The organism is Streptococcus mitis, from assembly GCF_002096735.1.
Lineage (GTDB): Bacteria > Bacillota > Bacilli > Lactobacillales > Streptococcaceae > Streptococcus > Streptococcus mitis_CZ.
Genome location: NZ_NCVC01000016.1, coordinates 1 through 22,982, shown reverse-complemented (window position 1 = coordinate 22,982; position 22,982 = coordinate 1). Strand labels below are relative to the sequence as shown.

The window sequence follows — 22,982 nt, the reverse complement described above, 5'->3', positions numbered from 1 at the left end:
TTTTCTTATAAATGCCTTTCTTAAAGAGAAAATCTGAAAATGTGGTATAATATTAGCAATAAAAGGAATCTGGAGGATCAGAATCATGGTATCAACGAAAACACAAATTGCTGGTTTTGAGTTTGACAATTGTTTGATGAATGCAGCAGGTGTGGCTTGTATGACGATAGAGGAGCTGGAAGGGGTTAAAAACTCAGCGGCAGGAACTTTTGTGACCAAGACAGCGACCTTGGACTTTCGTCAGGGAAATCCTGAACCACGCTATCAAGATGTTCCACTTGGTTCTATCAACTCTATGGGATTACCGAATAATGGCTTAGATTATTATTTGGACTATCTTTTGGATCTGCAGGAAAAAGAGCCGAACCGGACTTTCTTCTTATCTCTAGTCGGCATGTCTCCAGAGGAAACCCATACTATCTTGAAAAAAGTCCAAGAGAGTGATTTTCGTGGTTTGACTGAGCTAAATCTTTCCTGTCCAAATGTTCCAGGTAAACCTCAGATTGCCTATGATTTTGAGACAACTGACCGGATTTTGGCAGAGGTATTTGCCTATTTTACCAAACCTTTAGGAATTAAATTGCCACCATATTTTGATATTGTTCACTTTGACCAAGCGGCAGCTATTTTCAACAAGTATCCGCTCAAGTTTGTCAACTGTGTTAACTCTATCGGAAACGGCCTTTATATAGAAGATGAGTCTGTCGTTATTCGTCCTAAAAATGGTTTCGGTGGCATTGGTGGCGAGTATATCAAACCGACTGCTCTAGCTAATGTTCACGCCTTTTATCAACGTTTAAATCCTCAAATCCAAATCATCGGAACAGGTGGCGTGTTGACTGGTCGTGATGCCTTTGAACATATCCTCTGTGGAGCAAGTATGGTGCAGGTGGGAACCACCCTTCACAAAGAAGGCGTCAGTGCTTTTGACCGCATTACCAATGAACTGAAAGAAATCATGGCGGAAAAAGGGTACGAGAGCCTAGAAGATTTCCGTGGGAAATTGCGGTATATTGACTAAATTCATTAAAAAATCAGAAGAAAGGAGAGAAGATGCTAGCTATTGAAGAAAGCCAGAAGTTGACTTTATCAAATTTACCTAGCCTGAGCCTTTTTACAGGGACAGATCAGGGTCAGTTTGAAGTGATGAAGAGTCAAGTGTTGAAACAGATTGGTTATGATTCTGCCGACCTCAACTTTGCCTACTTTGATATGAAAGAAGTAGTTTACAAGGATGTGGAACTGGAGTTGGTCAGTCTTCCTTTCTTTGCGGATGAAAAAATCGTGATATTAGACCATTTTGTTGATATCACGACTACTAAAAAACGCTTTTTGACAGATGATGAGCTCAAGTCATTTGAGGAATACTTTGACAATCCTTCACTAACAACCAAGTTGATAATCTTTGCAGAAGGAAAGCTGGATAGCAAAAGACGGCTGGTAAAATTACTTAAGCGTGATGCCAAGGTTTTTGATGCAGTAGAAGCCAAAGAACAAGAATTGCGCCAGTATTTCCAAAAGTGGAGTCAGAAACAAGGCCTGCAGTTTGTGGGGCAATCCTTTGAAAATCTACTTATCAAATCTGGTTTTCAATTTAGCGAAATCCAGAAAAATCTCCTCTTTTTACAGTCCTATAAGGAAGACTCTGTTATCGAGGAAGAGGATATTGTTAACGCAATTCCCAAGACCTTGCAGGACAATATTTTTGATTTAACTCAGTTTATTCTGACTAAAAAGATGGACCAGGCGCGCGATTTGGTTAGAGATTTGACCTTGCAAGGTGAAGATGAAATCAAGTTGATTGCAGTCATGCTAGGACAATTTCGGACTTTTACTCAGGTGAAAATTTTGTCGGAGTCTGGGCAAACAGAATCGCAGATTGCAAGTAGTCTAGGAAGTTTTCTCGGACGCAATCCTAATCCCTATCAAATCAAGTTTGCGCTGAGGGATTCACGAGGACTTTCCTTGAGCTTTTTGAAGCAAGCTATTTCTTATTTGATTGAGACAGACTATCAGATTAAGACAGGTCTTTATGAAAAGAGTTTCCTTTTTGAAAAGGCACTCTTGCAGATTGCTAGTCAGGTAAATTAATCCTATCTGAAAAATTTTTTTAACCCGCGTCAGGATTATCTTGTCGTGGGTTTCTTGCTGATTTCCTTATCTATAAGCAAAAAACTTGAAAAAAGTGAATATTTGCGTTATCATTTTCATATAGAAAGAAAAAGAGGTATTACAGATGGCTATTATCTTACCAGATCTTCCATATGCATACGACGCTTTGGAACCATACATCGATGCGGAAACAATGCACTTGCACCATGACAAACACCATCAAACTTATGTCAACAATGCCAATGCAGCTTTAGAAAAACACCCTGAAATTGGTGAAGATCTTGAAGCCTTACTTGCTGATGTAGAATCTATCCCAGCTGATATCCGTCAAGCGCTTATCAACAATGGTGGTGGACACTTGAACCACGCTCTTTTCTGGGAATTGATGACTCCTGAAAAAACAGCTCCATCAGCAGAACTTGCAGCAGCAATCGATGCAACATTTGGTTCATTTGAAGAATTCCAAGCAACCTTCACTGCAGCAGCAACAACTCGTTTTGGTTCTGGCTGGGCATGGTTGGTTGTCAACAAAGAAGGGAAGCTTGAAGTGACTTCAACAGCAAACCAAGACACACCAATCTCAGAAGGCAAAAAACCAATCTTGGGCTTGGACGTTTGGGAACATGCTTACTACGTGAAATACCGCAACGTGCGTCCTGACTACATTAAAGCTTTCTTCTCAGTGATCAACTGGAACAAAGTAGATGAATTGTACGTAGCAGCTAAATAATGATAGTTGGAGGGAAGAATTGTTCTTCTCTTTTTAAGGTTATATTATTTTGGTCTGACAAAATCGTCAGACTTTTTTCATTTTTATGAGAAACGTGCTAACTGCTAGAAATTATGGTAGAATAAAGTATTAAGTAATCGTGGAAAAAGGATATCTATGCGAAAAGAAATTGCACCTGAATTATACAACTATAACAAGTTTCCTGGTCCTGAGTTTCATTTACACGGGGACAAGGTAGAAACGGAAGGGATAGCTTTTTCCTTGGTGGAAAATATCAAGGATGCCTTTGATGTGACGGCTTTTAATCAGCGTTTTTCAGAAGTCTTAACCAAGTTTGATTTTATCGTGGGGGACTGGAGCAACGAACAGCTTCGCCTACGAGGTTTTTACAAGGATGATCGAACAGAAGAAAAACTTGAAAAAATCAGTCGTTTACAAGACTACCTTTTAGAGTATTGTAGTTATGGTTGTGCCTATTTTGTCTTAGAAAATGAAGCCCCTAAGCGAGCATCATTTGACAAGAAAATGCGTAAGAAGGAAGAAGAAACACCTTCGAAAAAAGGAAAGAAACCGGCTCAAGCAAAACGAAAACCGAATGCAGATAAGAAAAATAGACGTCGTCAGAAAGACCAGCATTCTCAGAAAGAGGACAAGGGGCAACGTCATTTTGTCATTCGTCAGAAGTGAGTAGAGAATAAGGAGAAGAAATGAAACCGTCTATTTATAGTTTAACACGTCAAACCATGCAGGAATGGGTTTTGGAGCAGGGAGAAAAGAAATTCCGTGCAGATCAAATCTGGGAATGGCTTTACCGTAAACGTGTCCAGTCATTTGAAGAGATGACCAACCTTTCCAAGGATTTGATTGCTAAGCTTAATGATCAGTTTGTGGTCAATCCCTTGAAACAGCGTATCGTGCAAGAGTCTGCTGATGGGACTGTCAAATATCTCTTTGAGTTGCCTGATGGTATGTTGATCGAGACTGTACTCATGCGTCAACACTATGGTTTGTCAGTCTGTGTGACGACTCAGGTCGGCTGTAATATCGGTTGTACCTTCTGTGCCTCTGGTTTGATTAAGAAACAACGCGACCTCAATAATGGGGAAATCGTAGCGCAGATCATGCTGGTTCAGAAATACTTCGATGAGCGTGGTCAGGACGAACGCGTCAGCCATATCGTTGTCATGGGAATCGGTGAGCCCTTTGATAACTACAACAATGTCTTGAATTTCGTTCGTACTATCAATGATGACAAGGGAATGGCCATCGGTGCTCGTCACATTACGGTTTCAACTTCAGGTTTGGCCCATAAAATTCGTGATTTTGCTAATGAAGGAGTTCAGGTCAATCTTGCTGTTTCCCTTCATGCACCTAATAATGAACTGCGCTCAAGCATCATGAAGATTAACCGTGCCTTTCCGATTGAAAAACTCTTTGCTGCTATTGAGTACTACATTGAGACAACTAATCGTCGTGTGACTTTTGAGTATATCATGCTTAATGAAGTTAACGATGGTGTAGAACAAGCCTTGGAATTGGCTGAATTGCTCAAGAATATCAAGAAATTGTCTTATGTAAACTTGATTCCTTATAACCCAGTTAGTGAGCATGACCAATATAGCCGTAGTCCTAAAGAGCGTGTCCTGGCCTTCTATGATACGCTTAAGAAAAAAGGGGTCAACTGTGTTGTTCGTCAAGAACATGGTACTGATATTGATGCAGCTTGTGGACAATTGCGTTCCAATACAATGAAACGTGACCGCCAGAAAGCAGTCGCAGTAGTCAATCCTTAATGATGAAGAAAACTTATAATCATATTTTGGTCTGGGGAGTCATTTTCTATAGCATTTGTATCGTTTACTTTTGCTTTACTCCTCAAGAACATTCTCCCGTGGGAGTGGAAACTCCAGGTATTCAGCATCTTGGACGCCTGGTTTTTCTTTTGACTCCTTTCAATTCTCTCTGGAAACTGGGTGAAGTGAGTGACATAGGACAATTATGTTGGCTTTTTCTACAAAATTTCCTCAATGTCTTCTTGCTTTTTCCTCTGATTTTCCAACTCCTTTATCTCCTTCCAAAATTGCGTAAGACAAGAAAAGTGATTTTTTTCAGTTTTCTAGTGAGTCTTGGAATCGAGTGTACGCAGTTGGTCTTGGATTTTTTCTTTGATTTTAATCGCGTCTTTGAGATTGATGATTTGTGGACCAATACCTTGGGTGGCTATATCGCTTGGCTCCTCTATAAACGATTACATAAAAACAAGATAAGGAATTAAAATGAGTATTTTAGAAGTTAAAAATCTGAGTCACGGTTTTGGTGACCGTGCAATTTTTGAAGATGTGTCCTTCCGTCTTCTCAAAGGAGAACATATCGGTCTGGTCGGTGCTAATGGTGAAGGGAAATCAACCTTTATGAGTATCGTGACTGGTAAGATGTTGCCAGATGAAGGGAAGGTTGAGTGGTCCAAATATGTGACTGCTGGTTACTTGGATCAGCACTCCGTCCTTGCTGAAGGACAGTCGGTGCGTGATGTTCTCCGTACGGCTTTTGATGAGCTTTTCAAAGCAGAAGCCCGTATCAATGACCTCTATATGGAAATGGCTGAAGACGGAGCGGATGTTGATGCTCTCATGGAAGAAGTTGGCGAACTCCAAGACCGTCTGGAGAGTCGTGATTTCTATACCTTGGATGCTAAGATTGACGAAGTAGCGCGTGCCCTTGGTGTTATGGACTTTGGCATGGATACAGATGTAACCTCTTTGTCAGGTGGGCAAAGAACCAAGGTACTTTTGGCTAAACTCCTCCTTGAAAAGCCTGATATCTTGCTGTTGGACGAGCCGACCAACTACTTGGATGCTGAGCATATTGATTGGCTCAAGCGCTATCTCCAAAACTATGAGAATGCCTTTGTCCTTATTTCGCATGATATTCCTTTCCTCAATGATGTTATCAATATCGTATATCATGTGGAAAATCAACAGCTGACGCGTTACTCTGGTGACTACTACCAGTTCCAAGAAGTCTATGCCATGAAGAAATCTCAGCTAGAGGCTGCCTACGAACGTCAGCAGAAAGAGATTGCGGACCTCAAGGACTTCGTAGCTCGAAACAAAGCGCGTGTTGCAACACGAAACATGGCCATGTCTCGCCAAAAGAAATTGGATAAGATGGATATTATCGAGTTGCAAAGTGAGAAACCAAAGCCATCCTTTGATTTCAAACCGGCTCGTACGCCAGGGCGCTTTATCTTCCAAGCCAAGGATTTGCAAATTGGTTATGATCGTCCTCTGACTAAGCCACTAAATCTTACTTTTGAACGTAATCAAAAGGTTGCTATTATCGGGGCAAATGGTATCGGGAAGACAACTCTCTTGAAGTCTCTTTTGGGAATTATCCCGCCAATTGCTGGGGAAGTTGAACGTGGTGACTACCTAGAACTTGGTTATTTTGAGCAAGAAGTAGAAGGTGGCAATCGTCAAACACCACTAGAAGCTGTCTGGAATGCCTTTCCAGCTCTCAACCAAGCAGAAGTTCGTGCAGCCCTTGCCCGTTGTGGTTTGACAACCAAGCATATTGAAAGCCAAATTCAGGTCTTGTCAGGTGGGGAACAAGCCAAGGTTCGTTTCTGTCTCTTGATGAATCGTGAAAACAATGTTTTAGTGCTGGACGAGCCGACCAACCACTTGGATGTGGATGCCAAGGATGAACTCAAACGCGCTCTCAAAGAATACAAGGGATCTATTCTTATGGTCTGCCACGAACCAGACTTCTATGAAGGCTGGATGGACCAAATATGGGATTTTAATAATTTAACTTAAGAATGAGAGTAAAAGAAATACAGTACCGAATGTGGGTACTGTATTTTTTAGGTTTTTAAGATTTAATACTCTTCGAAAATCAAATTCAAACCGCGTCAACGTCGCCTTGCCGTACTCAAGTACAGCCTGCGGCTAGTTTCCTAGTTTGCTCTTTGATTTTCATTGAGTTTAAAATCGTAGTCTTTCACCACTTCGATGCTGTCGATTGTGATAGCAGTAGTTGGTTTGTCTTTTTCATCTTTTTCGGCTTTAGCAATTTTATCTACAACATCCATACCGTCAATCACTTGACCAAAGACTGGGTGTTTGCCATCTAGACTAGGGTTTCCACCTTCTTTGTAGGCTTCTATGATTTTCTTTGGGTACTTGCTTGTAGGGAGTTTAGCAGAGGTATCTGTAGAGTTTTGGTTGATGAAGAACTGGCTGCCATTGGTATTTGGTTGACCAGTATTAGCCATAGAAAGAGCACCACGGATGTTATAGAGATAAGGAGTAATCTCGTTTTTGAAACCAGTTCCCTTGTCTTTAGTCTTATCCTTGTCATGCCAGATGGACTGACCACCTGTACCGTCCCCTTTTGGATCTCCAGTTTGAACCATGAAGCCATCGATGACACGGTGGAAGGTAATGCCGTTATAGTAGTCTTCTTTGGCATGAGTGAGGAAGTTTTCAACAGCTAGAGGAGCGAGTTTAGGGAAGAGTTTGATACGGATATCTCCTTGACTTGTGTGGAGAATCACTTCGGCTTCATCTTCAGCAACTTCCTTAGATAGTTGTGGGAAATTGGCGTTTTCGTTTGTTAAAGCATCGTTTAAGTCCTTGGCAGATTGGGCAGCTGCTTTAGAACTTTCTTCGGCAGCAAGACTGGAATCCACATAATCGTTACCACGCAGACTACGTTGGATGCTGCTACATCCGGCTAGGGCTACAGTGGACAGTAAAAGAAGGGTTGCTAGTTTTTTCATTCTGATCCTCTCAAAAATTCATTTCTACCATTGTACCCTAAAAGGAAGTGGATTTCAAATATTAGTGGCAGGGTAGTTTTACAGTCAAGCAACCAAAAAGTCGCTTGATTAGAGATTTTTCTTTGGGTGACGGTCGATAATGTCCTGGTATTGTTCCAGTATCTGCTCTCCCTTTGGAGTCAATTTGTAGCCACGAATTGAAAATTGACTTGTAATTCTTCTTCTGAAAAGTTGTCATGAAGAGTTTGATCCAGATCTGCAGCCTTCATCTTAGATAGTCCTCTAATTCCCTTACTTTTCAGAATATTCTTTTTCATTGTAGCATTCAGATGGTCAAGTGAATCAAAAGCAGTTTCAATGACAGTATAACCTTAATCTACCAGAGTTTTTAGGTGTTTTGGGGCATCAATGCCATAAGTATACTCAAAGTATTTAGGAAACCAGGTTTCGGTGGTAAAAGTGCCAAACTGTATTCTCCATAGTAAAATGATATCTCCTGCTAGTAAATCATCTGTTAATAGTTCCATGTTTCTTTTGGGAACAGGCTTGGGATTTAGGAGCCAAGCATCCAGATCACGTTCAGGAGAGATGAAGGGTTTGAGTTGATGGTCTTTATGAATTTTTTCTAAAATAGTATTCACTGATAGCCTCTTTCAAACTTTTATTTCCTATTTTAACAAATTTCTAAATGGTTTAAAATTTTATTTTTTCTTTTATTTTGTTATTTTTTGAGTACTAGCTTCTCAGCAAAAACATTGAGAGCAGGTGCGACAGACTTTCTATTCAGCGAAATATCCGATAAGAAAATAGGGTTAACTACTTCAACAAGAGCATCTTCTGCAAAGACATAACGTGGAGCGTCTCCTAATTTTTCGTAGTAAGCTGGACCGATAAATTCTGGTTTCATTTTTAAAGTTTCTGGTATCATATGTTGTTTCCTTTCTGAGTTGTAAAATAAAAAGAGTTAAGCAGGTAGTTTCACTTTTGAGTAGTAGTGAGTAGAGAGTTTACGTTTAAACATTCTAGTATAGAATTTCACTTCAGCATGAGAAAATCCTGTGATGAGTGATTTCTTTGCTAAAGAATCTAAATCATTCAAAGCTTGAGTGTATAGCTGTGTGGTTAGCTTATCAGATGAACTGAATATTCTATAAGTAAAAGTGTAATTATCGTAAAGTCGTTTACATTGTAGTGCGAAAAAAGTTAGTCATAGTTTTCTCCTTTATTATAAAAGTGAAAAAGCTACTAAGTAAAAAGAAGACTTAGTAGCTTGAGAGTGAGTCTATCTGATAAGGATAGACAGCAGTAAAGAAAAGTTATTTGGTTGAAGGATCCCTCCTTCACGGTGGCAACGTTTAGCAAGGTGCTTTGCATGAATTACCATCGCTTTCCCAGCCAACCTCAATAGGTAGTCATTATCATACCCATTGGGTTCTCTTACGCCCTTTGGCGAAGCCAGTTCACTTTACTATTCGGAAAAGTGCGAAAGTCCGAAACGCGTGGAAGCCCACAAAAATGTTTTATATCTTCACTTCAACCATAAGAGACTTGACTTTTCTTTCCAAAACAATTACAATAAAGGTACGAAGTTTATGTGTTGTTCTGATGATTAGTCATCTGGTTGTCAGACGCACTTTTTATTTAATTGTCAATGATCGGGATTCAGCCTTGAAGATAAGGCTATTATTTTTAATTGATATACAACTATTAGTTGTTGATTATATTTTACAACCTTCGGTTGTAAAAGCCGACAATTTTTTGCAAAAATTTAAAATAATTTTTTGAGGTCACATATGGAATTCGCAGAACGCTTGAAAACACTAAGGAAACAAGTAAAACTAACACAAACTCAAATAGCTGAAAAACTAAATATTTCCCAACAGGCATATGCTTCATGGGAACGTGGAGTAAAAAAACCAACACAAGATAATTTAGTTAAGATTGCTCAAGTTTTGAATGTTTCAGTTGACTATTTAGTTGGAAACTCAGAAGAAAGAATAGATGAATTAGACAATATTGAGTTACTTTTCCGTATGAACTCGAAAGGATTGACTGCTCAGGAAAAGGTGATTTTTAAGAAAGAGATGATTGAGTTTATGGAAGAAAGAAAGAGAATGTTTAACGAAAAGGAGAAATAATACAAGATGGGAGTTCGAGATAGTATTTCCCCATATATTGAAAACAATGGGGATATGATAAACTTTTTTGCTGAATACTATAATAATGGAGTATCTGTCGATAAAATTGTGAATGATATAAATAATAATAAATTCAAAGAATTACGGGTGTTTGATTTAAGTAGATTTCGTATATTTTTAGATTCTTGTTTAATGGTATTTAATAAAGAGAAACTAGAGAAAGAGTACTTTAAAAAAATTTTGAATACGCTAAATTTGAGGAGAATATATTTAGATTTAATATTCAAAAATACTTCCAAACAATCAAACAAGATGATTTGATCCAGAAATTTTGTAGACAAACTGGAAAAGATGATTTTTCTAAAAATCCACTTGCGGTATTCAATCCGGAAGCAGAACGCAGATATGATGAAGTGGCTCGATTAAGAATTTCTTTTGCTCACATGCAATATGGTAATTTCTCTGTAGTAGAAGATTTTGGAATTATTCTATATTATTGCTTATATAACAAAGATAAAGGAAAAATAAAAAATTATGGAATTGCTTTTGAACCAGTTATTCATGAGTTTATCAGTAGATATTATTCAAATCAAGCAACTTATGGTATACCGTATAAACATACTTTTTTCTCTAATTTAGATGAAAATAGAAAATTGACAGATAGTTTATATTTTTATGAAATAACTTATAAATTTGAATCAGATGATAAATATAAACCTGGTGACGGCACACATCCAATGATTGATTATAGTCGCCATCAATCTTCACCGGATAAAATTTTCGATTTTATTTATAACAATCCTAACTTTGTGGTAAATATTCGACCGGTTAATAATTATGAGAAGATGAAAGAATATAAATTAAACGGAGTCGATTTTACAGAAAAAGAATTTCATTGGTTCATGAAGCTGCTGTATGATTTTGAAACAGAATTTTCGAACTTTATTTTGAATTTAATTCAACTTGTTGATATTCTTATCGATTTAATTGTAAAAAATAATATAGAAAAATTAGACAGTGAGTTTAAAGAACAAATTAAAAAAAGAGTGTTAGAGTTACGAGAAGATGAAGATGATAAGGTTGCTTTTCAGACCTTATTTACAGTTCTAACATTATATAACATAATGCTTAGAGTTGAAGATGATGATTTAGAAAATTTTAGTGGTATTTTTATAGATGAAAGCCAGTTCGAATACAATTATCAAGATCTTGTTGATTGGTGTAACAATTACTATAAAAAAAATTATGTCAGGGAAAACGATAAAACAGATTTACCTAGAAAATTTATATTAGAAAAAATACGTAATGCTTTAGCACACGGTAACGTTTGTCTAATTTTAAGTGATGAGTTAAAAATTCAATTGATAGACAGTTATAATAGTCGTAAAGTTGAAATAAAAATTAGTATTGACAAATTTAAAAACTTGATAGCAAATTTGAATTGGGAATGTCATTGATTTAATAATCAGTAGAAAAAGAAATTATATAATTACTAAAAAATTCTCAAATGAAAGAAATATCTTTACTAATTTTTAAAAAAGTAGTATAATATATTTACCTGAATAGAGTAATTAGTATTGTAGGTTCGAATCCTACCCCCATCATTTGCTCTAATTACTAACTGCTTTGGCATAATTACTTCTGTTCTATTTGAAAAATTTATTGAACATATTTTTTGGGAAAATAAAACAAACAGTAGGAGAGTGATTTTTATGTTAATTTTTTCAGGATTTCTTATAATTACATCTAGCGTTAACGGTGGGGTAGCCAAATAGGAAAAGGCGGAGTATAAGTTAGATGTATATTATGCGAGAGTGAAGGTCGTTTTAAAAGCGACCTTTTACTTATAAGCAAACATTTTTAATGTGTTTATGATAAAAGCCACCAATCTAGGTGGCTTTTAGTTTATCTTAAGTTGTTTCAATAATCTTTATATATCAACTATTAATTGATTACATTTTACTAAAAAAATTCCTCTCAGTTAAATCTGTGATACTTATTTGTTGATAGCTCGACCTTTCTATTTTTCTTAATGATTATTAAAGTGTTTGTTTGTCTATGTTCTACTTTTTGTTTATTGCTTTTTTATAAAAAGATTGAAAATAACTTATAAAACGGAGTGTTACAGATTCAGATATTTTTTTTGTGATTTGTTTAGGTATTAGTTGGATTTCATTTTAATAATTTTAGTATCACTAATCCATTTCTTTATAAGAGCGCTGTAATAAGCTTTTGGTGCATTCTCCTCCATAAAGTATTCATGTAATAATTCCGTATCAATGTAATTTCTACTATTAAATGATACTATGCCCAAGCAATCATCCGGATAGTCTAAGTAAAAATTAATCGGACTTTTATTACTTTTCAATTGTTCATAAGGAAGCTTGATAACTCATCCTTAATCTTATCAACTTCTCTATTGGTTTCTAGACTAGATTTTAAATTTATACTGTCTAAAGGTACATCGAATTTTCTAAAGTCAAAAGCTTCAGTAAATTCTACTATACAAGCTACGAGCAATCCCTATTTAAAATCGCACATTCGTTCCTCCTATGAAAATAACACAACAAGTGTTTATAAATTAAAAAATGCTAGGGACTATAATGAGTAACCAATTTCTCTCAGAAAAATACTTATTTTTCGGAAAGTTGATTTATAGTCTCTTTTAAATATAAAATTAAAAAGATGTGCAGGTTGTAATTAACTTGTGCATTTTTTTGTTTAAGGTGAATTCAAAGTATCCTAATATACCATATAGCTGAGAAATAAATCAAAATAGGGAAAAGAAGATATTGACAGAATTCCAGGGTTTGGTATAACAGTCAACTAGATAGTTACAATGATCAACAGGAGATATTCCTGAAGGTGTAATGTAAGATATTAGTGAAAAGATCGGAGAACATACATGGAATATAGTAAACTAGGCTGGGAAGAAGTTAGTAAGTTTGAGGAAATAAAAGGTTATGGACAACATATTTGGCGACATCATGAGAAATATTTTTTTGTTACAGATGAATGGGGAATAGTTGAACAGAGGGTAGTCTATGAATTACTATATAGAACTATTTCAATCACCCTACCAAGTTTTTCTGAGTTACTTGAAAAGTCTAACTTAATTTGACAATTTAGGCAATAAAGAAATTCTAGACAAGCTTTTGAGCTATTCAGAAGACTTGAAACACCACTATCATCTCTATCAGCTCTTACTTTTTCACTTTCAGAATAAGGAACCAGAAAAATTTTTCGGACTCATTGAGGACAATCTAAAGCAGATTCATCCTCTTTTTCAGACTGTCTTTAAAACCTTTCTAAAGGACAAAGAGAAAATCGTCAACGCCCTTCAACTACCCTATTCTAACGCCAAATTGGAAGCAACCAATAATCTCATCAAACTTATCAAGCGCAATGCCTTTGGTTTTCGGAACTTTGAAAACTTCAAGAAGCGAATTTTCATCGCTCTGAATATCAAAAAAGAAAGGACGAAATGTGTCCTTTCTCGAGCTTAGCTTTTCTTCAACCCACTACAGTTGACAAAGAGCCGTAGATTTTAGGTATTTACCTTGTCTACTTAAGAGGTATCATATCATCGAGATAAAGGTGATTTGTTTGTTCCTAAGAATTAGGTTTTAGGTTTGACTTGTGGTAACTTCTGGAAAAAGCTTGTCTAGGATTTTTGGAGTGATAGCTTGTCCAGGACCTTCAGCACAGTAGGTGTGAATATACATAGAGGGATTGAAGTTGAGCTCGATACAAGTGCAATGAGGTTTTTCCTTGCTAGCAGGCTGAGTTCTATCTGGAATGATGAGGTCAACCCCGCAAGCCCAGGCCCCCATGCTAGTTGCCATAGCTGCTGCCAATTCTTGGTAAGAGGAATCTATTGTCTCAGTGACATCAATAGAGTCACCACCCGTAGAGATGTTGGAGTTACGGCGGAGATTGACCTTTTTCCCTTCTGGGAGAATATCATCAGGTGCATAACCTTGCTGAGTCAACATCAATTGTTCGATGTCTCCTAGCTTAATGATTTCCAGAGGTGAGCGGTGGTCACGGCCTCGCAATGGATTGGCATTTTTCTGAGCGACTAATTCACGAATGGTGTGTTTGCCATCACCGACAACATTAGCAGCGACACGAAGGAGGACAGCCTCACAACGCCCGTCCAGAATGAAGAAACGGTATTCGGTTCCTGGGATAAATTCTTCAACAAGAACAGCTGTATCTTCTGCAAAGGCAATCTCGAGAGCTTTCTTATAGTTATCAAGGCTGGCAGGCTCTTGGAAAATGGAAATGCCCAGACCGAAGTTGGTTGATTTTGGTTTAACCACAATTTGTTTGCCCTTGATAAGAGGATAGTAGGCTAGACCTTGTTCTAGACTGGTAAATTCGTCGCCGGCAGGGACAGGGAAGCCAGCATCAGCCAGGATTTTTTTGGTCACGGTTTTATTAGCCATGGCAAGAGGAACTACATAGTTGTCTTTTGAGGTCATGTTACCATTTTTGACGTACTCAACATGATCTTTATGCCAGAGTTTAAGGAATTGATCCTGCTCATCTAGGATTTCAAAATGAAGCCCTTTTTGAATGGCATCAAAGAGCAGCATCTGGGTAGAAAGTTCCATCTCCTCATAACCCTTAAGGGCATAGTGGGCAGTCCAGTCGTAATCATGATAGGCAAGCGCCTTGTCAAGGGCAAAGTCAGAAAGGGACTTGTCTTTGATATGAGGAAGAAGTTGAGCAGCTAGTGTCTGACTGGAATCTGAAAAGGCATCTTTAACTTGTTTGACCAGACCTCGATGATAGTCACCAAGCCCAAAATGTTGCACCAGTTGGTCTAGAGCTGTCGTAATGTTCTGAGTTTCAGCTTCAGAAGGTAGAGGTTCTAAAGGATGAGAGAGGGCAATTTTTTCATTCAGCGCGTGACCTTGAGCCAGAGCCTGATCAACATTTTCAGGGGTATCCAGCCAGAGGAAGGCTAGAAGGAGTAGGTGTACGGTATCCATGGTAGTTTGGCTAATACCGATACGCTCAAAGGGGTTGAGGTCGAAGTTACGGAATTCTAGGTAGGTGATTCCCTTGTCAAGGAAGGAGCGATTAACCTTTTGTCCACGGAAACGAACAGCCGAGTAAAATTCCTTTTCCGCAATCAAATCACCTTGTTCGATATAGTTTTCGATGGCAGAGACATAGTCTTCTAGGCTTGCAAAAGATACTTGTATTTCTTCCTTATTGACATAACCATGGTCGCTGTTTCGGAAGGAACGCACGAGTTCTGGCACTTCTTGGTCGAAGAAGCCTTGCTCAGCAACAGGTGCAGCACCAAAGAGATAGGTAATCACCCAACGATAGCGCAAATAGTTCTGAGCCAGCTTGAGATAGAGGGCGTTTTTGAAAGCAATTATATCAATCTGGTCACTTTCTTGGAATAGGGCTTCAACCAAATCTTTCCCTAGTTCCATATTATAGTGGATACCTGAGATAGCTTGTAGTTTAGTTCCGTATTTTTCGGCTAGGTAGTTACGATAATGGCGTTCAAATTCATTTTCCAGTTGGGCAACTTGGATTTCTTGGGCGTTGATACGAGGAGGCATGGACAAGGGCCAGAGAAGTTCATCTTTACTGATGGAACGTCCAGCTACATCGGTAATGGCTCCAAGAAATCGACGAGCCTCAGTGGTAGATTTAGCAACTGGTGTGATGAGTTCCATCTGAAACTCACAAAAATCTGTTTGAATATAAGGGTGGAAACTTCGAGCTCCTAGGCAGGAAGGGTGAGGCGTATGTGCTAATTTTCCCTGTCTATCGACACGAAGACTTTCGCGTTCAATTCCAAAGTTAGCTTGAAGGATAGGGCTAGTAGGCTCCAGCTTTTGAAGCAGTTGATTTATAGTCATAGAGTCACCTTTTCATCTAATGTTAGTAATAGTATATTATAACAGGGAAAAGAAAACAACTTTCCGCTACGGTTAAGGGGAATTTTCGAATGTTTTAGATAAGAATTCTTAAAACCAGTTGCTTTTTAGCTCTATTATATGCAAAAATTGTAAAATACCCACCGATTTTTATGTAAAATGTTATTTCTCTTGCAATTTAAATCAAATTAGCCTATACTAATGACGTATATATGAGAACGAAAGAATCCCTAGGGTCGGCACTGCACCCATAAAATGAGACACAAGAAAACACTCCTGTTGTGGTAAACTAGAAACAGGGGTGTTTTGTTATGGTCAAAAAGCATATTCAGTAGAAACTAAGCTAGCCTGTATCGAAATGAAGAAGGCAGGCAAATCAAATAAAGTTATCATGGATACCCTCAGCATCAAAAATGCTAGTCAGGCCAAGACCTGGTAGCGATGGTATCAGAATGATGAATTGTACCGTTTCCACCAACCCGTGGGGAAACAATATACTTATGGTAATGGGATGAAACAGTTATCTGAAGTGGAACAGTTACGATTGCAGGTAGAATTACTAAAAAAGTATCAGAGCTTGATAAGAGAATCGACAAAGTAAGTCTTATCAAGCTAGTAGAAGAGTATAAGAAAACGTTCCCTGTATCTATTATTTTAGAATGTTTCGGCGTCAAACGCTCCACCTTTTATCGCTGGAAACAGGAGTGTAAGAATTCTCAGAAAAGAGGCGAAATAGCAGATAAAATCGAACAACTCTGTATAGAAAATCACTTTATTTACGGCTATCGAACCATCACTCGCTTACTAAAGAAAGTTTATAACCTCGTCGTTAATCGCAAGAAGGTCTATCGTATCATGAAGGAAAAGAGCTACCTTTGCCGTGCCCGTCCCAAGAAGGAACCTAAATTAGGGAAGCCTTACCATGTAACAGACAATAAGCTGGATCGTGATTTTCAAGCAGACAAGCCTATGGAGAAGCTTGTCACAGATATTACTTATTTATACTTAGGTAAATGTAAGCTATACTTGTCCTCCATCATGGATCTTTATAATCGTGAGATTGTGGCTTATACCATCTCAGATTGTCAGGATACGGACTTTGTGTTGGACACGCTCCATCAATTGGAATTACCTCAAGGAGCGATCTTACACAGTGATCAGGGATCGGTTTACACCTCAAAAGCTTACTATCAGGCTTGTGTAGAAAAAGGCATCACCCGCTCCATGTCCCGTAAGGGAACACCAGCAGATAATGCCTGTATCGAATGGTTTCATTCCGTCCTAAAGTCTGAAACCTTCTATCTCCATAAGTGAAGAAACATAACTGGAGATAGTATAACAGATATTGTCAAAAATTACATCATATTTTATAATGAAACTAGAATTCAACAAAAATTGAATGACCAGTCCCCTGTAGAGTACAGAGAATTGGTCGTAGAAGGGGTCCAGCAACCGAAGGGCGCTAGCCTTCAAATTTTCCTCCCAAAATGTGTCCAAAATATTGATAGAATTCCAGTTTTTGATAAGTCCGTTTAAAAAGACGAATCATCTTCTATTATATATTATTTTCTAAGTCAAAAATGATATAATAAAATGCAGAAACGGTTATATGAGGACTTTGTCAAGATTTTTTGGAAAATCCAGATGTTGTTTTTTTTCTCTACCTATTTTTCTAAAACTGGGGAAAATCTGATATAATAAGCTTTGTAGGTGTATTATATTAATACTTACAGAACCGAACTATTCCCCTATTTAAGAAATATTGATTCAAATTTTATGAAATCAATCAGTAAATATCGTTCATAAAAACCTTGATATTACGCTATTTTTAGTCCAACTGAAACTCATACTTTCCAAACCAGGTCTTAAGAAAGTTCGTAAAGCTAGCCAGTTCTCTAAAGGTTAAGAACTAGCTACAAAACAGTATTTACAATACTTTATGGTTCAAACCATTGGGTGTTTTTTTATGATTTTAAGCGAATTTTGAATCATATTTGAATGGGAGTTTTTAAAACCAGGTTTCGGTGGTAAAAGTACCAAACTGGATTCTCCATAGTAAAATGATATCTCCTGCTAGTAAATCATCTGTTAATAATTCCATGTTTCGTTTGGGAACGGGCTTAGGATTTAGGAGCCAAGCATCCAAATCACGTTCAGGAGAGATGTAGGGTTTGACTTGGTGTTCTTTAAAAAATATTTCTAAAATACTATTCACGGATAGCCTCTTTCAAACATTTATTTCCTACTTCTAACAAATTTCTAAATGGTTTAAAAATTTTATAGTCTGTCAAGTTTTTTTCTTGACACCTGTTAGAAATCTGCTATAATAGAACATGTGCTAAATAGCTCAGCTATTTCACCGAAATAAAAAATAAGAAAAGAGACTTTAAAAATGGCAGTTAAAATCCGTTTGACTCGTATGGGTTCTAAGAAAAAACCTTTCTACCGTATCAACGTAGCAGATTCACGTTCACCACGTGACGGACGTTTCATCGAAACAGTTGGAACATACAACCCACTTGTTGCTGAAAACCAAGTAACTTTGAAAGAAGACCGCGTTCTTGCATGGTTGGCTGATGGAGCTCAACCTTCAGATACAGTTCGTAACATCCTTTCAAAAGAAGGCGTATTGAAAAAATTCCACGATTCTAAATTCTCAAAATAAGTTTAAAGTAGGTTGACAGATGGATACGATTGAAAATCTCATTATTGCGATTGTGAAACCCTTGATTTCACAACCAGATGCCTTAACTATCAAGATTGAAGATACACCAGAATTTTTGGAATATCATTTGGATCTTGACCAAAGCGATGTCGGTCGTGTTATCGGTCGTAAGGGTCGCACTATCTCAGCGATAAGAACGATTGTCTACTCTGTCCCAACTGAAGACAAAAAAGTAAGAATCGTTATCGATGAAAAATAAAAAAGCGGGACAGATGTCTCGCTTTTTTTGCAAGGAGCAGGATATGAAGGATTTAACGTTTAGACAATTACAAGACTACCTACTGGAACATTACCAGCAGTCTCGGACTGAGGAAGGTCTCTTTATGAAGTTAGTGGAGGAAGTCGGAGAAGTAGCTGAGGTTTTGAATGGTCGCTCTGGTAGAAAAGAGGGCGTTCAAGATTCTAACGAGGAACTAGCAAAAGAACTGGCTGATATCATTCACTACACCGTCGCTATCGCAGCTATTAATCATATTGATCTCACTAAAACCATTTTTGAGAAAGACAAAACTGCAGCCATTAAGTACCAACATGAACGTGATTTGGAAGGATTTTTGAAGGAATTCGAGAGTTGACATACTTTTTCTCCAACTTGTGAAAATCACTGGAACGTGATAAAATAAAGGATAAGGATTTTTTATAATTCATTATACAGAATGAGTGGATTTCTTTATGAAAAGGATTGAAGTATCTACAGAAATTGGTAGTCTCTCTGTTACTTATCAAAAGCAAAAGAAAATGCTAGTTTGTTTAAGTGGCGCAGGTTTGCTACCAAGTTATGACAATTTTTCACTTATACTTGAAAAACTTCCTCCCACAATTGGTTATTTGACAATTGATTTTCCGAACACAGGTAGGAGTCCGATTCATGACCAAGCTGGAAAAAATCTAGATAATCTTGCAGATGTGGTTTATGAAGTACTTGAAGAATTAGGGATTTCTGAATATATACTTTGTGTACATAGTTTGAGTGGAATTTTAGCTTGTAAATTGCTCAAGAAACCAATTAAGTGTCAGGCTTTAGTAGCAATGGAACCGACAACTAAAAAAGTCATGTTTGCTGATTTTTCAGAAAATCCTTATCCAGAAATGGAAGAGCAGATGAGGCTGATTGACGAGTATGGTCCTGAACTTTATTTTAAGAACTTAACTCAAGCCACATTTAGCCCTGAAATTAATAAAGAAATCTGGGAAATAATGCAAGAAAAAGGCTCAGAGTTGGAAAATCAATATACAGGATTTCAGATATCTGGAGAGATTACTGAAGAAGATTTTGAGAATGTATTTATAGAATCTTATATCCCTGTATTTATTTTTTGTCAGCCTTATAGAGAAAAAGAGTACAGAGAATCAGAATATTGGACTTCCAATACTAAACTCATTTTAGGAGGGAATCACCATTATTTACAATGGTCAGAATCAGAAAAAATTGTGACTATTATTCGAGAATTGTCCGAATAAGATGGAAAGAAATAGAGTACAGGAGACAAGATGAACTACTTTAATGTTGGGAAAATCGTCAATACGCAGGGGTTGCAGGGTGAGATGCGAGTCTTGTCTGTGACGGATTTTGCAGAAGAACGGTTTAAAAAAGGGGCTGAGCTGGCTTTGTTTGATGAAAAAGATCAGTTTGTTCAAACAGTGACCATTGCTAGCCACCGTAAACAGAAGAACTTTGACATTATTAAATTCAAAGACATGTACCATATCAATGCTATTGAAAAGTACAAGGGATACAGTCTCAAGGTTGCTGAGGAAGATTTGAATGACCTAGACGATGGTGAATTTTATTATCACGAGATTATCGGTTTGGAAGTCTATGAGGGTGATAACTTGATTGGAACCATCAAGGAAATCCTGCAACCAGGTGCCAACGATGTCTGGGTGGTCAAGCGAAAAGGCAAGCGTGATTTATTATTGCCTTATATCCCACCAGTGGTTCTCAATGTTGATATTCCAAATAAACGGGTCGATGTGGAAATCTTAGAAGGGTTAGACGATGAAGATTGATATTTTAACCCTCTTTCCAGAAATGTTTTCTCCACTGGAACACTCAATTGTTGGAAAGGCTCGAGAAAAAGGGCTCTTGGATATCCAGTATCATAATTTTCGAGAAAATGCTGAAAAGGCCCGCCATGTAGACGATGAGCCCTACGGAGGCGGTCAGGGGATGTTGCTCCGAGCCCAACCCATTTTCGATGCCTTTGATGCTATTGAAAAGAAAAATCCGCGCGTTATTCTCCTCGATCCAGCTGGAAAGCAGTTTGATCAGGCCTATGCTGAGGATTTGGCTCAAGAGGAAGAGTTAATCTTTATCTGTGGGCACTATGAGGGTTATGATGAGCGTATTAAGACCTTGGTGACAGATGAGATTTCCCTGGGGGACTATGTCTTGACTGGTGGAGAGTTGGCAGCCATGACCATGATTGATGCGACGGTTCGCCTGATTCCAGAAGTGATTGGCAAGGAGTCTAGCCACCAAGATGATAGTTTTTCTTCAGGCCTTCTCGAATACCCTCAGTACACACGCCCCTACGATTATCGAGGGATGGTCGTGCCAGATGTACTGATGAGTGGACACCATGAAAAGATTCGTCAGTGGCGCCTGTATGAGAGTTTAAAGAAAACCTACGAGCGCAGACCGGATTTGCTTGAACATTATCAACTGACAGCAGAAGAAGAAAAAATGCTGGCAGAAATTAAAGAAAACAAAGAATAAAGGAGATACCTATGCAAGTAATCAAACGTGATGGTGAAATTGCTGAATTTAATCCAGATAAGATTTACCAAGCTATCTTAAAGGCAGCCCAGACTGTCTATGTATTGACAGATGATTTGCGTCAAAACCTTGCACAAGTCACTAAGAAAGTGGTTTTGGATTTGGAAGAGGCCAAGGTGGAACGTGCTACCATCAGCATGATTCAGTCTATGGTTGAACATCGTTTACTGGGTGCAGGTTACATTACCATAGCAGAACACTACATTTCCTATCGTCTACAACGTGACTTGGAAAGAAGTGGTTATGGAGATCATATCGCGGTTCATTTACATTTTGAACAAATTTGCTAAGAAAAAAGAGTGGGATGAAGCAACTACATCTCACTCTTTCTTAAATCTATTTTTTTGGGCTGTTTGGACAGTTGAAGGGACAAATCGTAGGCGTTGAATATCGCTTATGCGGATAATACGGGTCACATTTTTAGCAAAATTTTTCACGATAATTTGCTGGCGTTGCTGATCGTATTTGATGATGTCACCTGTAAAACTTGTCTCAGACAAGATAAGGTGAACAGCAGTTTGTTTCTGGATAGCCTCTTCAATAGTGGCTGTAAGGGAGTTGCTTTCAGTATGGTCTGGTTCTTCATGTCCATTTAAAAAGTCATGTATTTTATCTAGAACTTGCTGGAATTTATGTCTCATATTGGCCTCCCTTCTTTTATATCAATATTATATAAAATTTTCCTAAAATCTACAAGATTTTACGAATAATCAAATGAAAGCAAAAAAAGGAGAAGAAAATGGCAGAATTTACATTTGAAATCGAAGAGCACTTGTTGACTCTTTCTGAAAACGAAAAAGGTTGGACCAAGGAAATCAACCGTGTGAGCTTTAATGGAGCCCCTGCAAAGTTTGATATTCGTGCTTGGAGTCCAGACCATACTAAAATGGGTAAAGGGATCACTCTCTCAAATGAAGAATTTCAAACGATGGTGGATGCCTTTAAAGGCAACTAAGTTGTCAAAATGAATGAAAAGGATATTGAGTCATGACAACTCGATATCCTTTTTTAGTTAGCAAAGTAAGCTTGATTTTTAAGGCGTTGAAGTAATGGACGGCTAATAAAACTAATAGCAATAATTTTACCAAGGTCTGGAATGATAAAGGGAATGACCCCCACAACAAGAGCTTTTTCAAATGCCATTCCAGCAAGAAAATGTAAGCTGAGAATCCCGCCGACAAAGACAAGGGCATCACCCAAGAGGTTTGCAAGAAAAATCTTGACAACACTACTCTTGCTGTTGGTTAGAGAGGATGTAAGTCCAGAATAAACAAGATAAAACCAAAGATAGCCTGCAGTAGGACCAACTAAAGCCTGAAAACCAGCTCCACCTCCTGCAAAAACAGGAAGACCGATAGCACCTAGAAGAAGATAGAGTCCAACAGAAAGTACAGCCTCTCTTGGTCTAAAGACAGTTGCAATCAAGCCGATTGCAAAGTTTTGCAGAGTGAAGGGAACAGGTCCAATTGGAAGACTGATTTGTGCCAAAACAGCAATGAGAGCAGCTCCAATAGCAGGGATAGCATAAATATGAGCTTTTTTCAAAATAGTTAACCTCTTTTCTGATGTATAGTAACTATTATACTCGTAGAGTAATTATTGTCAACCAATTTTTTAAAACAAGGTAACAAAAACTGTAACGGCCGATTTTGCTTATTGGTTAAGTTGTTTTCATCGATTCGAAAACATCAAAAAAGAAGCAGATACATTTTGTACTGACCCCAAAAAGTTAGACAATTAATTTAAGCAAAGGATTTAGTTCTGTATTGTACAGGGCTAAGTCCTTTTAGTTTTACCTTAATTCGT

The 22,982-nt window shown here is 37.8% G+C and carries 26 protein-coding genes and 3 pseudogenes; 21 read left to right on the top strand and 8 right to left on the bottom strand.

The genetic code is table 11. The features are described from left to right. Positions 1-85 precede the first annotated feature (85 nt). From B7703_RS05525 to B7703_RS05495, 7 genes are all read left to right on the top strand, one after another. A complete protein-coding gene (locus B7703_RS05525; protein WP_084923935.1) occupies positions 86-1,021 on the top strand; it encodes a dihydroorotate oxidase in 936 nt (311 codons plus the stop codon). Positions 1,022-1,053: 32 nt separating this feature from the next. After that, positions 1,054-2,091 (top strand): DNA polymerase III subunit delta, encoded by a 1,038-nt coding sequence (holA, locus tag B7703_RS05520; RefSeq protein ID WP_084923933.1) that lies wholly within the window; start codon positions 1,054-1,056, stop codon positions 2,089-2,091. Positions 2,092-2,236: 145 nt separating this feature from the next. Continuing rightward, positions 2,237-2,842: a superoxide dismutase SodA gene (gene sodA, locus B7703_RS05515; protein ID WP_084923931.1), complete on the top strand. Its 606-nt coding sequence runs from the start codon at positions 2,237-2,239 to the stop codon at positions 2,840-2,842. 156 nt (positions 2,843-2,998) lie between these two features. Beyond that, positions 2,999-3,529 (top strand): YutD family protein, encoded by a 531-nt coding sequence (locus B7703_RS05510; protein WP_084923929.1) that lies wholly within the window; start codon positions 2,999-3,001, stop codon positions 3,527-3,529. 20 nt (positions 3,530-3,549) lie between these two features. After that, positions 3,550-4,635, top strand: a complete 1,086-nt coding sequence (gene rlmN, locus B7703_RS05505) for a dual-specificity RNA methyltransferase RlmN (RefSeq protein WP_000804761.1) — start codon at positions 3,550-3,552, stop codon at positions 4,633-4,635. Continuing rightward, complete coding sequence (locus B7703_RS05500; RefSeq protein WP_084923928.1) at positions 4,635-5,117, top strand: VanZ family protein; 483 nt, start codon at positions 4,635-4,637, stop codon at positions 5,115-5,117. The genes rlmN and B7703_RS05500 overlap by 1 nt, the downstream gene beginning before the upstream one ends. 1 nt (position 5,118) lies before the next feature. Beyond that, positions 5,119-6,660 carry an ABC-F family ATP-binding cassette domain-containing protein gene (locus B7703_RS05495; RefSeq protein WP_000025378.1) on the top strand — a complete coding sequence of 514 codons (1,542 nt, stop codon included), beginning with the start codon at positions 5,119-5,121 and terminating at the stop codon, positions 6,658-6,660. 140 nt (positions 6,661-6,800) lie between these two features. Here the strand turns inward: B7703_RS05495 and B7703_RS05485 are convergent, their stop codons facing one another. The 4 genes and pseudogenes from B7703_RS05485 to B7703_RS05470 all read right to left on the bottom strand — a co-directional run bounded on the left by B7703_RS05485 (position 6,801) and on the right by B7703_RS05470 (position 8,553). Next, positions 6,801-7,625 (bottom strand): peptidylprolyl isomerase, encoded by an 825-nt coding sequence (locus B7703_RS05485; RefSeq protein ID WP_084923926.1) that lies wholly within the window; start codon positions 7,623-7,625, stop codon positions 6,801-6,803. Between the two features lie 179 nt (positions 7,626-7,804). Further along, positions 7,805-7,942, bottom strand: coding sequence for a hypothetical protein (locus B7703_RS09950; protein ID WP_169435181.1), 138 nt, complete (start codon positions 7,940-7,942; stop codon positions 7,805-7,807). Positions 7,943-8,068: 126 nt separating this feature from the next. Continuing rightward, positions 8,069-8,266 (bottom strand): annotated as a pseudogene (locus B7703_RS05475) (hypothetical protein); the annotation flags it as partial. Positions 8,267-8,346: 80 nt separating this feature from the next. Next, the gene (locus B7703_RS05470) at positions 8,347-8,553 is read right to left on the bottom strand and encodes a hypothetical protein (RefSeq protein ID WP_084923924.1); all 207 of its coding nucleotides are present in this window, start codon (positions 8,551-8,553) and stop codon (positions 8,347-8,349) included. Positions 8,554-9,418: 865 nt separating this feature from the next. On the opposite strand from B7703_RS05470, the gene B7703_RS05455 reads away from it, so the two are divergent. From B7703_RS05455 to B7703_RS05435, 5 genes and pseudogenes are all read left to right on the top strand, one after another. Next, positions 9,419-9,763, top strand: coding sequence for a helix-turn-helix domain-containing protein (locus tag B7703_RS05455; protein ID WP_084923920.1), 345 nt, complete (start codon positions 9,419-9,421; stop codon positions 9,761-9,763). A 6-nt stretch (positions 9,764-9,769) separates the two neighbouring features. Further along, entirely contained in the window at positions 9,770-10,084 is a 315-nt protein-coding gene (locus B7703_RS05450; RefSeq protein ID WP_084923919.1) for a hypothetical protein, read from the top strand. Further along, complete coding sequence (locus B7703_RS05445; protein ID WP_084923917.1) at positions 10,081-11,220, top strand: hypothetical protein; 1,140 nt, start codon at positions 10,081-10,083, stop codon at positions 11,218-11,220. Before B7703_RS05450 ends, B7703_RS05445 begins: the two co-directional genes overlap by 4 nt. A gap of 1,448 nt (positions 11,221-12,668) precedes the next feature. Further along, positions 12,669-12,884: a hypothetical protein gene (locus B7703_RS05440; RefSeq protein ID WP_000456789.1), complete on the top strand. Its 216-nt coding sequence runs from the start codon at positions 12,669-12,671 to the stop codon at positions 12,882-12,884. 1 nt (position 12,885) lies between these two features. Beyond that, positions 12,886-13,269, top strand: a pseudogene (locus tag B7703_RS05435) (transposase); the annotation flags it as partial. Positions 13,270-13,389: 120 nt separating this feature from the next. Here B7703_RS05435 and gshAB read toward each other — a convergent pair. Next, positions 13,390-15,654: a bifunctional glutamate--cysteine ligase GshA/glutathione synthetase GshB gene (gene gshAB, locus B7703_RS05430; protein ID WP_049531677.1), complete on the bottom strand. Its 2,265-nt coding sequence runs from the start codon at positions 15,652-15,654 to the stop codon at positions 13,390-13,392. A gap of 376 nt (positions 15,655-16,030) precedes the next feature. Here gshAB and B7703_RS05425 point away from each other — a divergent pair. Beyond that, positions 16,031-17,100 (top strand): annotated as a pseudogene (locus B7703_RS05425) (IS3 family transposase); the annotation flags it as partial. Positions 17,101-17,680: 580 nt separating this feature from the next. Here the strand turns inward: B7703_RS05425 and B7703_RS05415 are convergent. Continuing rightward, complete coding sequence (locus tag B7703_RS05415; RefSeq protein WP_084923916.1) at positions 17,681-17,887, bottom strand: hypothetical protein; 207 nt, start codon at positions 17,885-17,887, stop codon at positions 17,681-17,683. Positions 17,888-18,064: 177 nt separating this feature from the next. Between B7703_RS05415 and rpsP the strand changes: the two genes are divergently transcribed. The 7 genes from rpsP (at position 18,065) to B7703_RS05380 (ending at position 21,466) form a co-directional block, all read left to right on the top strand. Beyond that, on the top strand, positions 18,065-18,337 hold the full coding sequence (gene rpsP / locus B7703_RS05410) for a 30S ribosomal protein S16 (RefSeq protein WP_000268760.1): 273 nt from the start codon (positions 18,065-18,067) through the stop codon (positions 18,335-18,337). Positions 18,338-18,356: 19 nt separating this feature from the next. Then, positions 18,357-18,596 carry an RNA-binding protein KphA gene (gene kphA / locus B7703_RS05405; RefSeq protein WP_000379617.1) on the top strand — a complete coding sequence of 80 codons (240 nt, stop codon included), beginning with the start codon at positions 18,357-18,359 and terminating at the stop codon, positions 18,594-18,596. A 43-nt stretch (positions 18,597-18,639) separates the two neighbouring features. Then, positions 18,640-18,972, top strand: coding sequence for a MazG nucleotide pyrophosphohydrolase domain-containing protein (locus B7703_RS05400; protein ID WP_084924172.1), 333 nt, complete (start codon positions 18,640-18,642; stop codon positions 18,970-18,972). Positions 18,973-19,069: 97 nt separating this feature from the next. After that, positions 19,070-19,858 (top strand): alpha/beta fold hydrolase, encoded by a 789-nt coding sequence (locus B7703_RS05395; protein ID WP_084923915.1) that lies wholly within the window; start codon positions 19,070-19,072, stop codon positions 19,856-19,858. A gap of 30 nt (positions 19,859-19,888) precedes the next feature. Next, positions 19,889-20,407 (top strand): ribosome maturation factor RimM, encoded by a 519-nt coding sequence (gene rimM / locus B7703_RS05390; RefSeq protein ID WP_001105890.1) that lies wholly within the window; start codon positions 19,889-19,891, stop codon positions 20,405-20,407. Beyond that, on the top strand, positions 20,397-21,116 hold the full coding sequence (trmD, locus tag B7703_RS05385) for a tRNA (guanosine(37)-N1)-methyltransferase TrmD (RefSeq protein ID WP_000686915.1): 720 nt from the start codon (positions 20,397-20,399) through the stop codon (positions 21,114-21,116). Before rimM ends, trmD begins: the two co-directional genes overlap by 11 nt. An 11-nt stretch (positions 21,117-21,127) precedes the next feature. Next, on the top strand, positions 21,128-21,466 hold the full coding sequence (locus tag B7703_RS05380; protein WP_084923913.1) for an ATP cone domain-containing protein: 339 nt from the start codon (positions 21,128-21,130) through the stop codon (positions 21,464-21,466). A 30-nt stretch (positions 21,467-21,496) separates the two neighbouring features. On the opposite strand, the gene B7703_RS05375 is transcribed toward B7703_RS05380, so the two are convergent. Beyond that, positions 21,497-21,817 carry a hypothetical protein gene (locus B7703_RS05375; protein WP_023943050.1) on the bottom strand — a complete coding sequence of 107 codons (321 nt, stop codon included), beginning with the start codon at positions 21,815-21,817 and terminating at the stop codon, positions 21,497-21,499. Positions 21,818-21,915: 98 nt separating this feature from the next. On the opposite strand from B7703_RS05375, the gene B7703_RS05370 reads away from it, so the two are divergent. Next, positions 21,916-22,131, top strand: a complete 216-nt coding sequence (locus B7703_RS05370; RefSeq protein WP_000807422.1) for a YdbC family protein — start codon at positions 21,916-21,918, stop codon at positions 22,129-22,131. Between the two features lie 53 nt (positions 22,132-22,184). Here B7703_RS05370 and B7703_RS05365 read toward each other — a convergent pair whose 3' ends face one another. Further along, positions 22,185-22,721, bottom strand: coding sequence for a biotin transporter BioY (locus B7703_RS05365; protein WP_023946412.1), 537 nt, complete (start codon positions 22,719-22,721; stop codon positions 22,185-22,187). Between the last annotated feature and the right edge of the window lie 261 nt (positions 22,722-22,982).

Coding starts and splice junctions, on each gene's coding strand:
- B7703_RS05525 (WP_084923935.1), top strand. CDS start 86: ATGGTATCAACGAAAACACAAATTGCTGGTTTTGAGTTTGACAATTGT.
- holA (WP_084923933.1), top strand. CDS start 1,054: ATGCTAGCTATTGAAGAAAGCCAGAAGTTGACTTTATCAAATTTACCT.
- sodA (WP_084923931.1), top strand. CDS start 2,237: ATGGCTATTATCTTACCAGATCTTCCATATGCATACGACGCTTTGGAA.
- B7703_RS05510 (WP_084923929.1), top strand. CDS start 2,999: ATGCGAAAAGAAATTGCACCTGAATTATACAACTATAACAAGTTTCCT.
- rlmN (WP_000804761.1), top strand. CDS start 3,550: ATGAAACCGTCTATTTATAGTTTAACACGTCAAACCATGCAGGAATGG.
- B7703_RS05500 (WP_084923928.1), top strand. CDS start 4,635: ATGATGAAGAAAACTTATAATCATATTTTGGTCTGGGGAGTCATTTTC.
- B7703_RS05495 (WP_000025378.1), top strand. CDS start 5,119: ATGAGTATTTTAGAAGTTAAAAATCTGAGTCACGGTTTTGGTGACCGT.
- B7703_RS05485 (WP_084923926.1), bottom strand. CDS start 7,625: ATGAAAAAACTAGCAACCCTTCTTTTACTGTCCACTGTAGCCCTAGCC.
- B7703_RS09950 (WP_169435181.1), bottom strand. CDS start 7,942: ATGAAAAAGAATATTCTGAAAAGTAAGGGAATTAGAGGACTATCTAAG.
- B7703_RS05470 (WP_084923924.1), bottom strand. CDS start 8,553: ATGATACCAGAAACTTTAAAAATGAAACCAGAATTTATCGGTCCAGCT.
- B7703_RS05455 (WP_084923920.1), top strand. CDS start 9,419: ATGGAATTCGCAGAACGCTTGAAAACACTAAGGAAACAAGTAAAACTA.
- B7703_RS05450 (WP_084923919.1), top strand. CDS start 9,770: ATGGGAGTTCGAGATAGTATTTCCCCATATATTGAAAACAATGGGGAT.
- B7703_RS05440 (WP_000456789.1), top strand. CDS start 12,669: ATGGAATATAGTAAACTAGGCTGGGAAGAAGTTAGTAAGTTTGAGGAA.
- gshAB (WP_049531677.1), bottom strand. CDS start 15,654: ATGACTATAAATCAACTGCTTCAAAAGCTGGAGCCTACTAGCCCTATC.
- rpsP (WP_000268760.1), top strand. CDS start 18,065: ATGGCAGTTAAAATCCGTTTGACTCGTATGGGTTCTAAGAAAAAACCT.
- kphA (WP_000379617.1), top strand. CDS start 18,357: ATGGATACGATTGAAAATCTCATTATTGCGATTGTGAAACCCTTGATT.
- B7703_RS05400 (WP_084924172.1), top strand. CDS start 18,640: ATGAAGGATTTAACGTTTAGACAATTACAAGACTACCTACTGGAACAT.
- B7703_RS05395 (WP_084923915.1), top strand. CDS start 19,070: ATGAAAAGGATTGAAGTATCTACAGAAATTGGTAGTCTCTCTGTTACT.
- rimM (WP_001105890.1), top strand. CDS start 19,889: ATGAACTACTTTAATGTTGGGAAAATCGTCAATACGCAGGGGTTGCAG.
- trmD (WP_000686915.1), top strand. CDS start 20,397: ATGAAGATTGATATTTTAACCCTCTTTCCAGAAATGTTTTCTCCACTG.
- B7703_RS05380 (WP_084923913.1), top strand. CDS start 21,128: ATGCAAGTAATCAAACGTGATGGTGAAATTGCTGAATTTAATCCAGAT.
- B7703_RS05375 (WP_023943050.1), bottom strand. CDS start 21,817: ATGAGACATAAATTCCAGCAAGTTCTAGATAAAATACATGACTTTTTA.
- B7703_RS05370 (WP_000807422.1), top strand. CDS start 21,916: ATGGCAGAATTTACATTTGAAATCGAAGAGCACTTGTTGACTCTTTCT.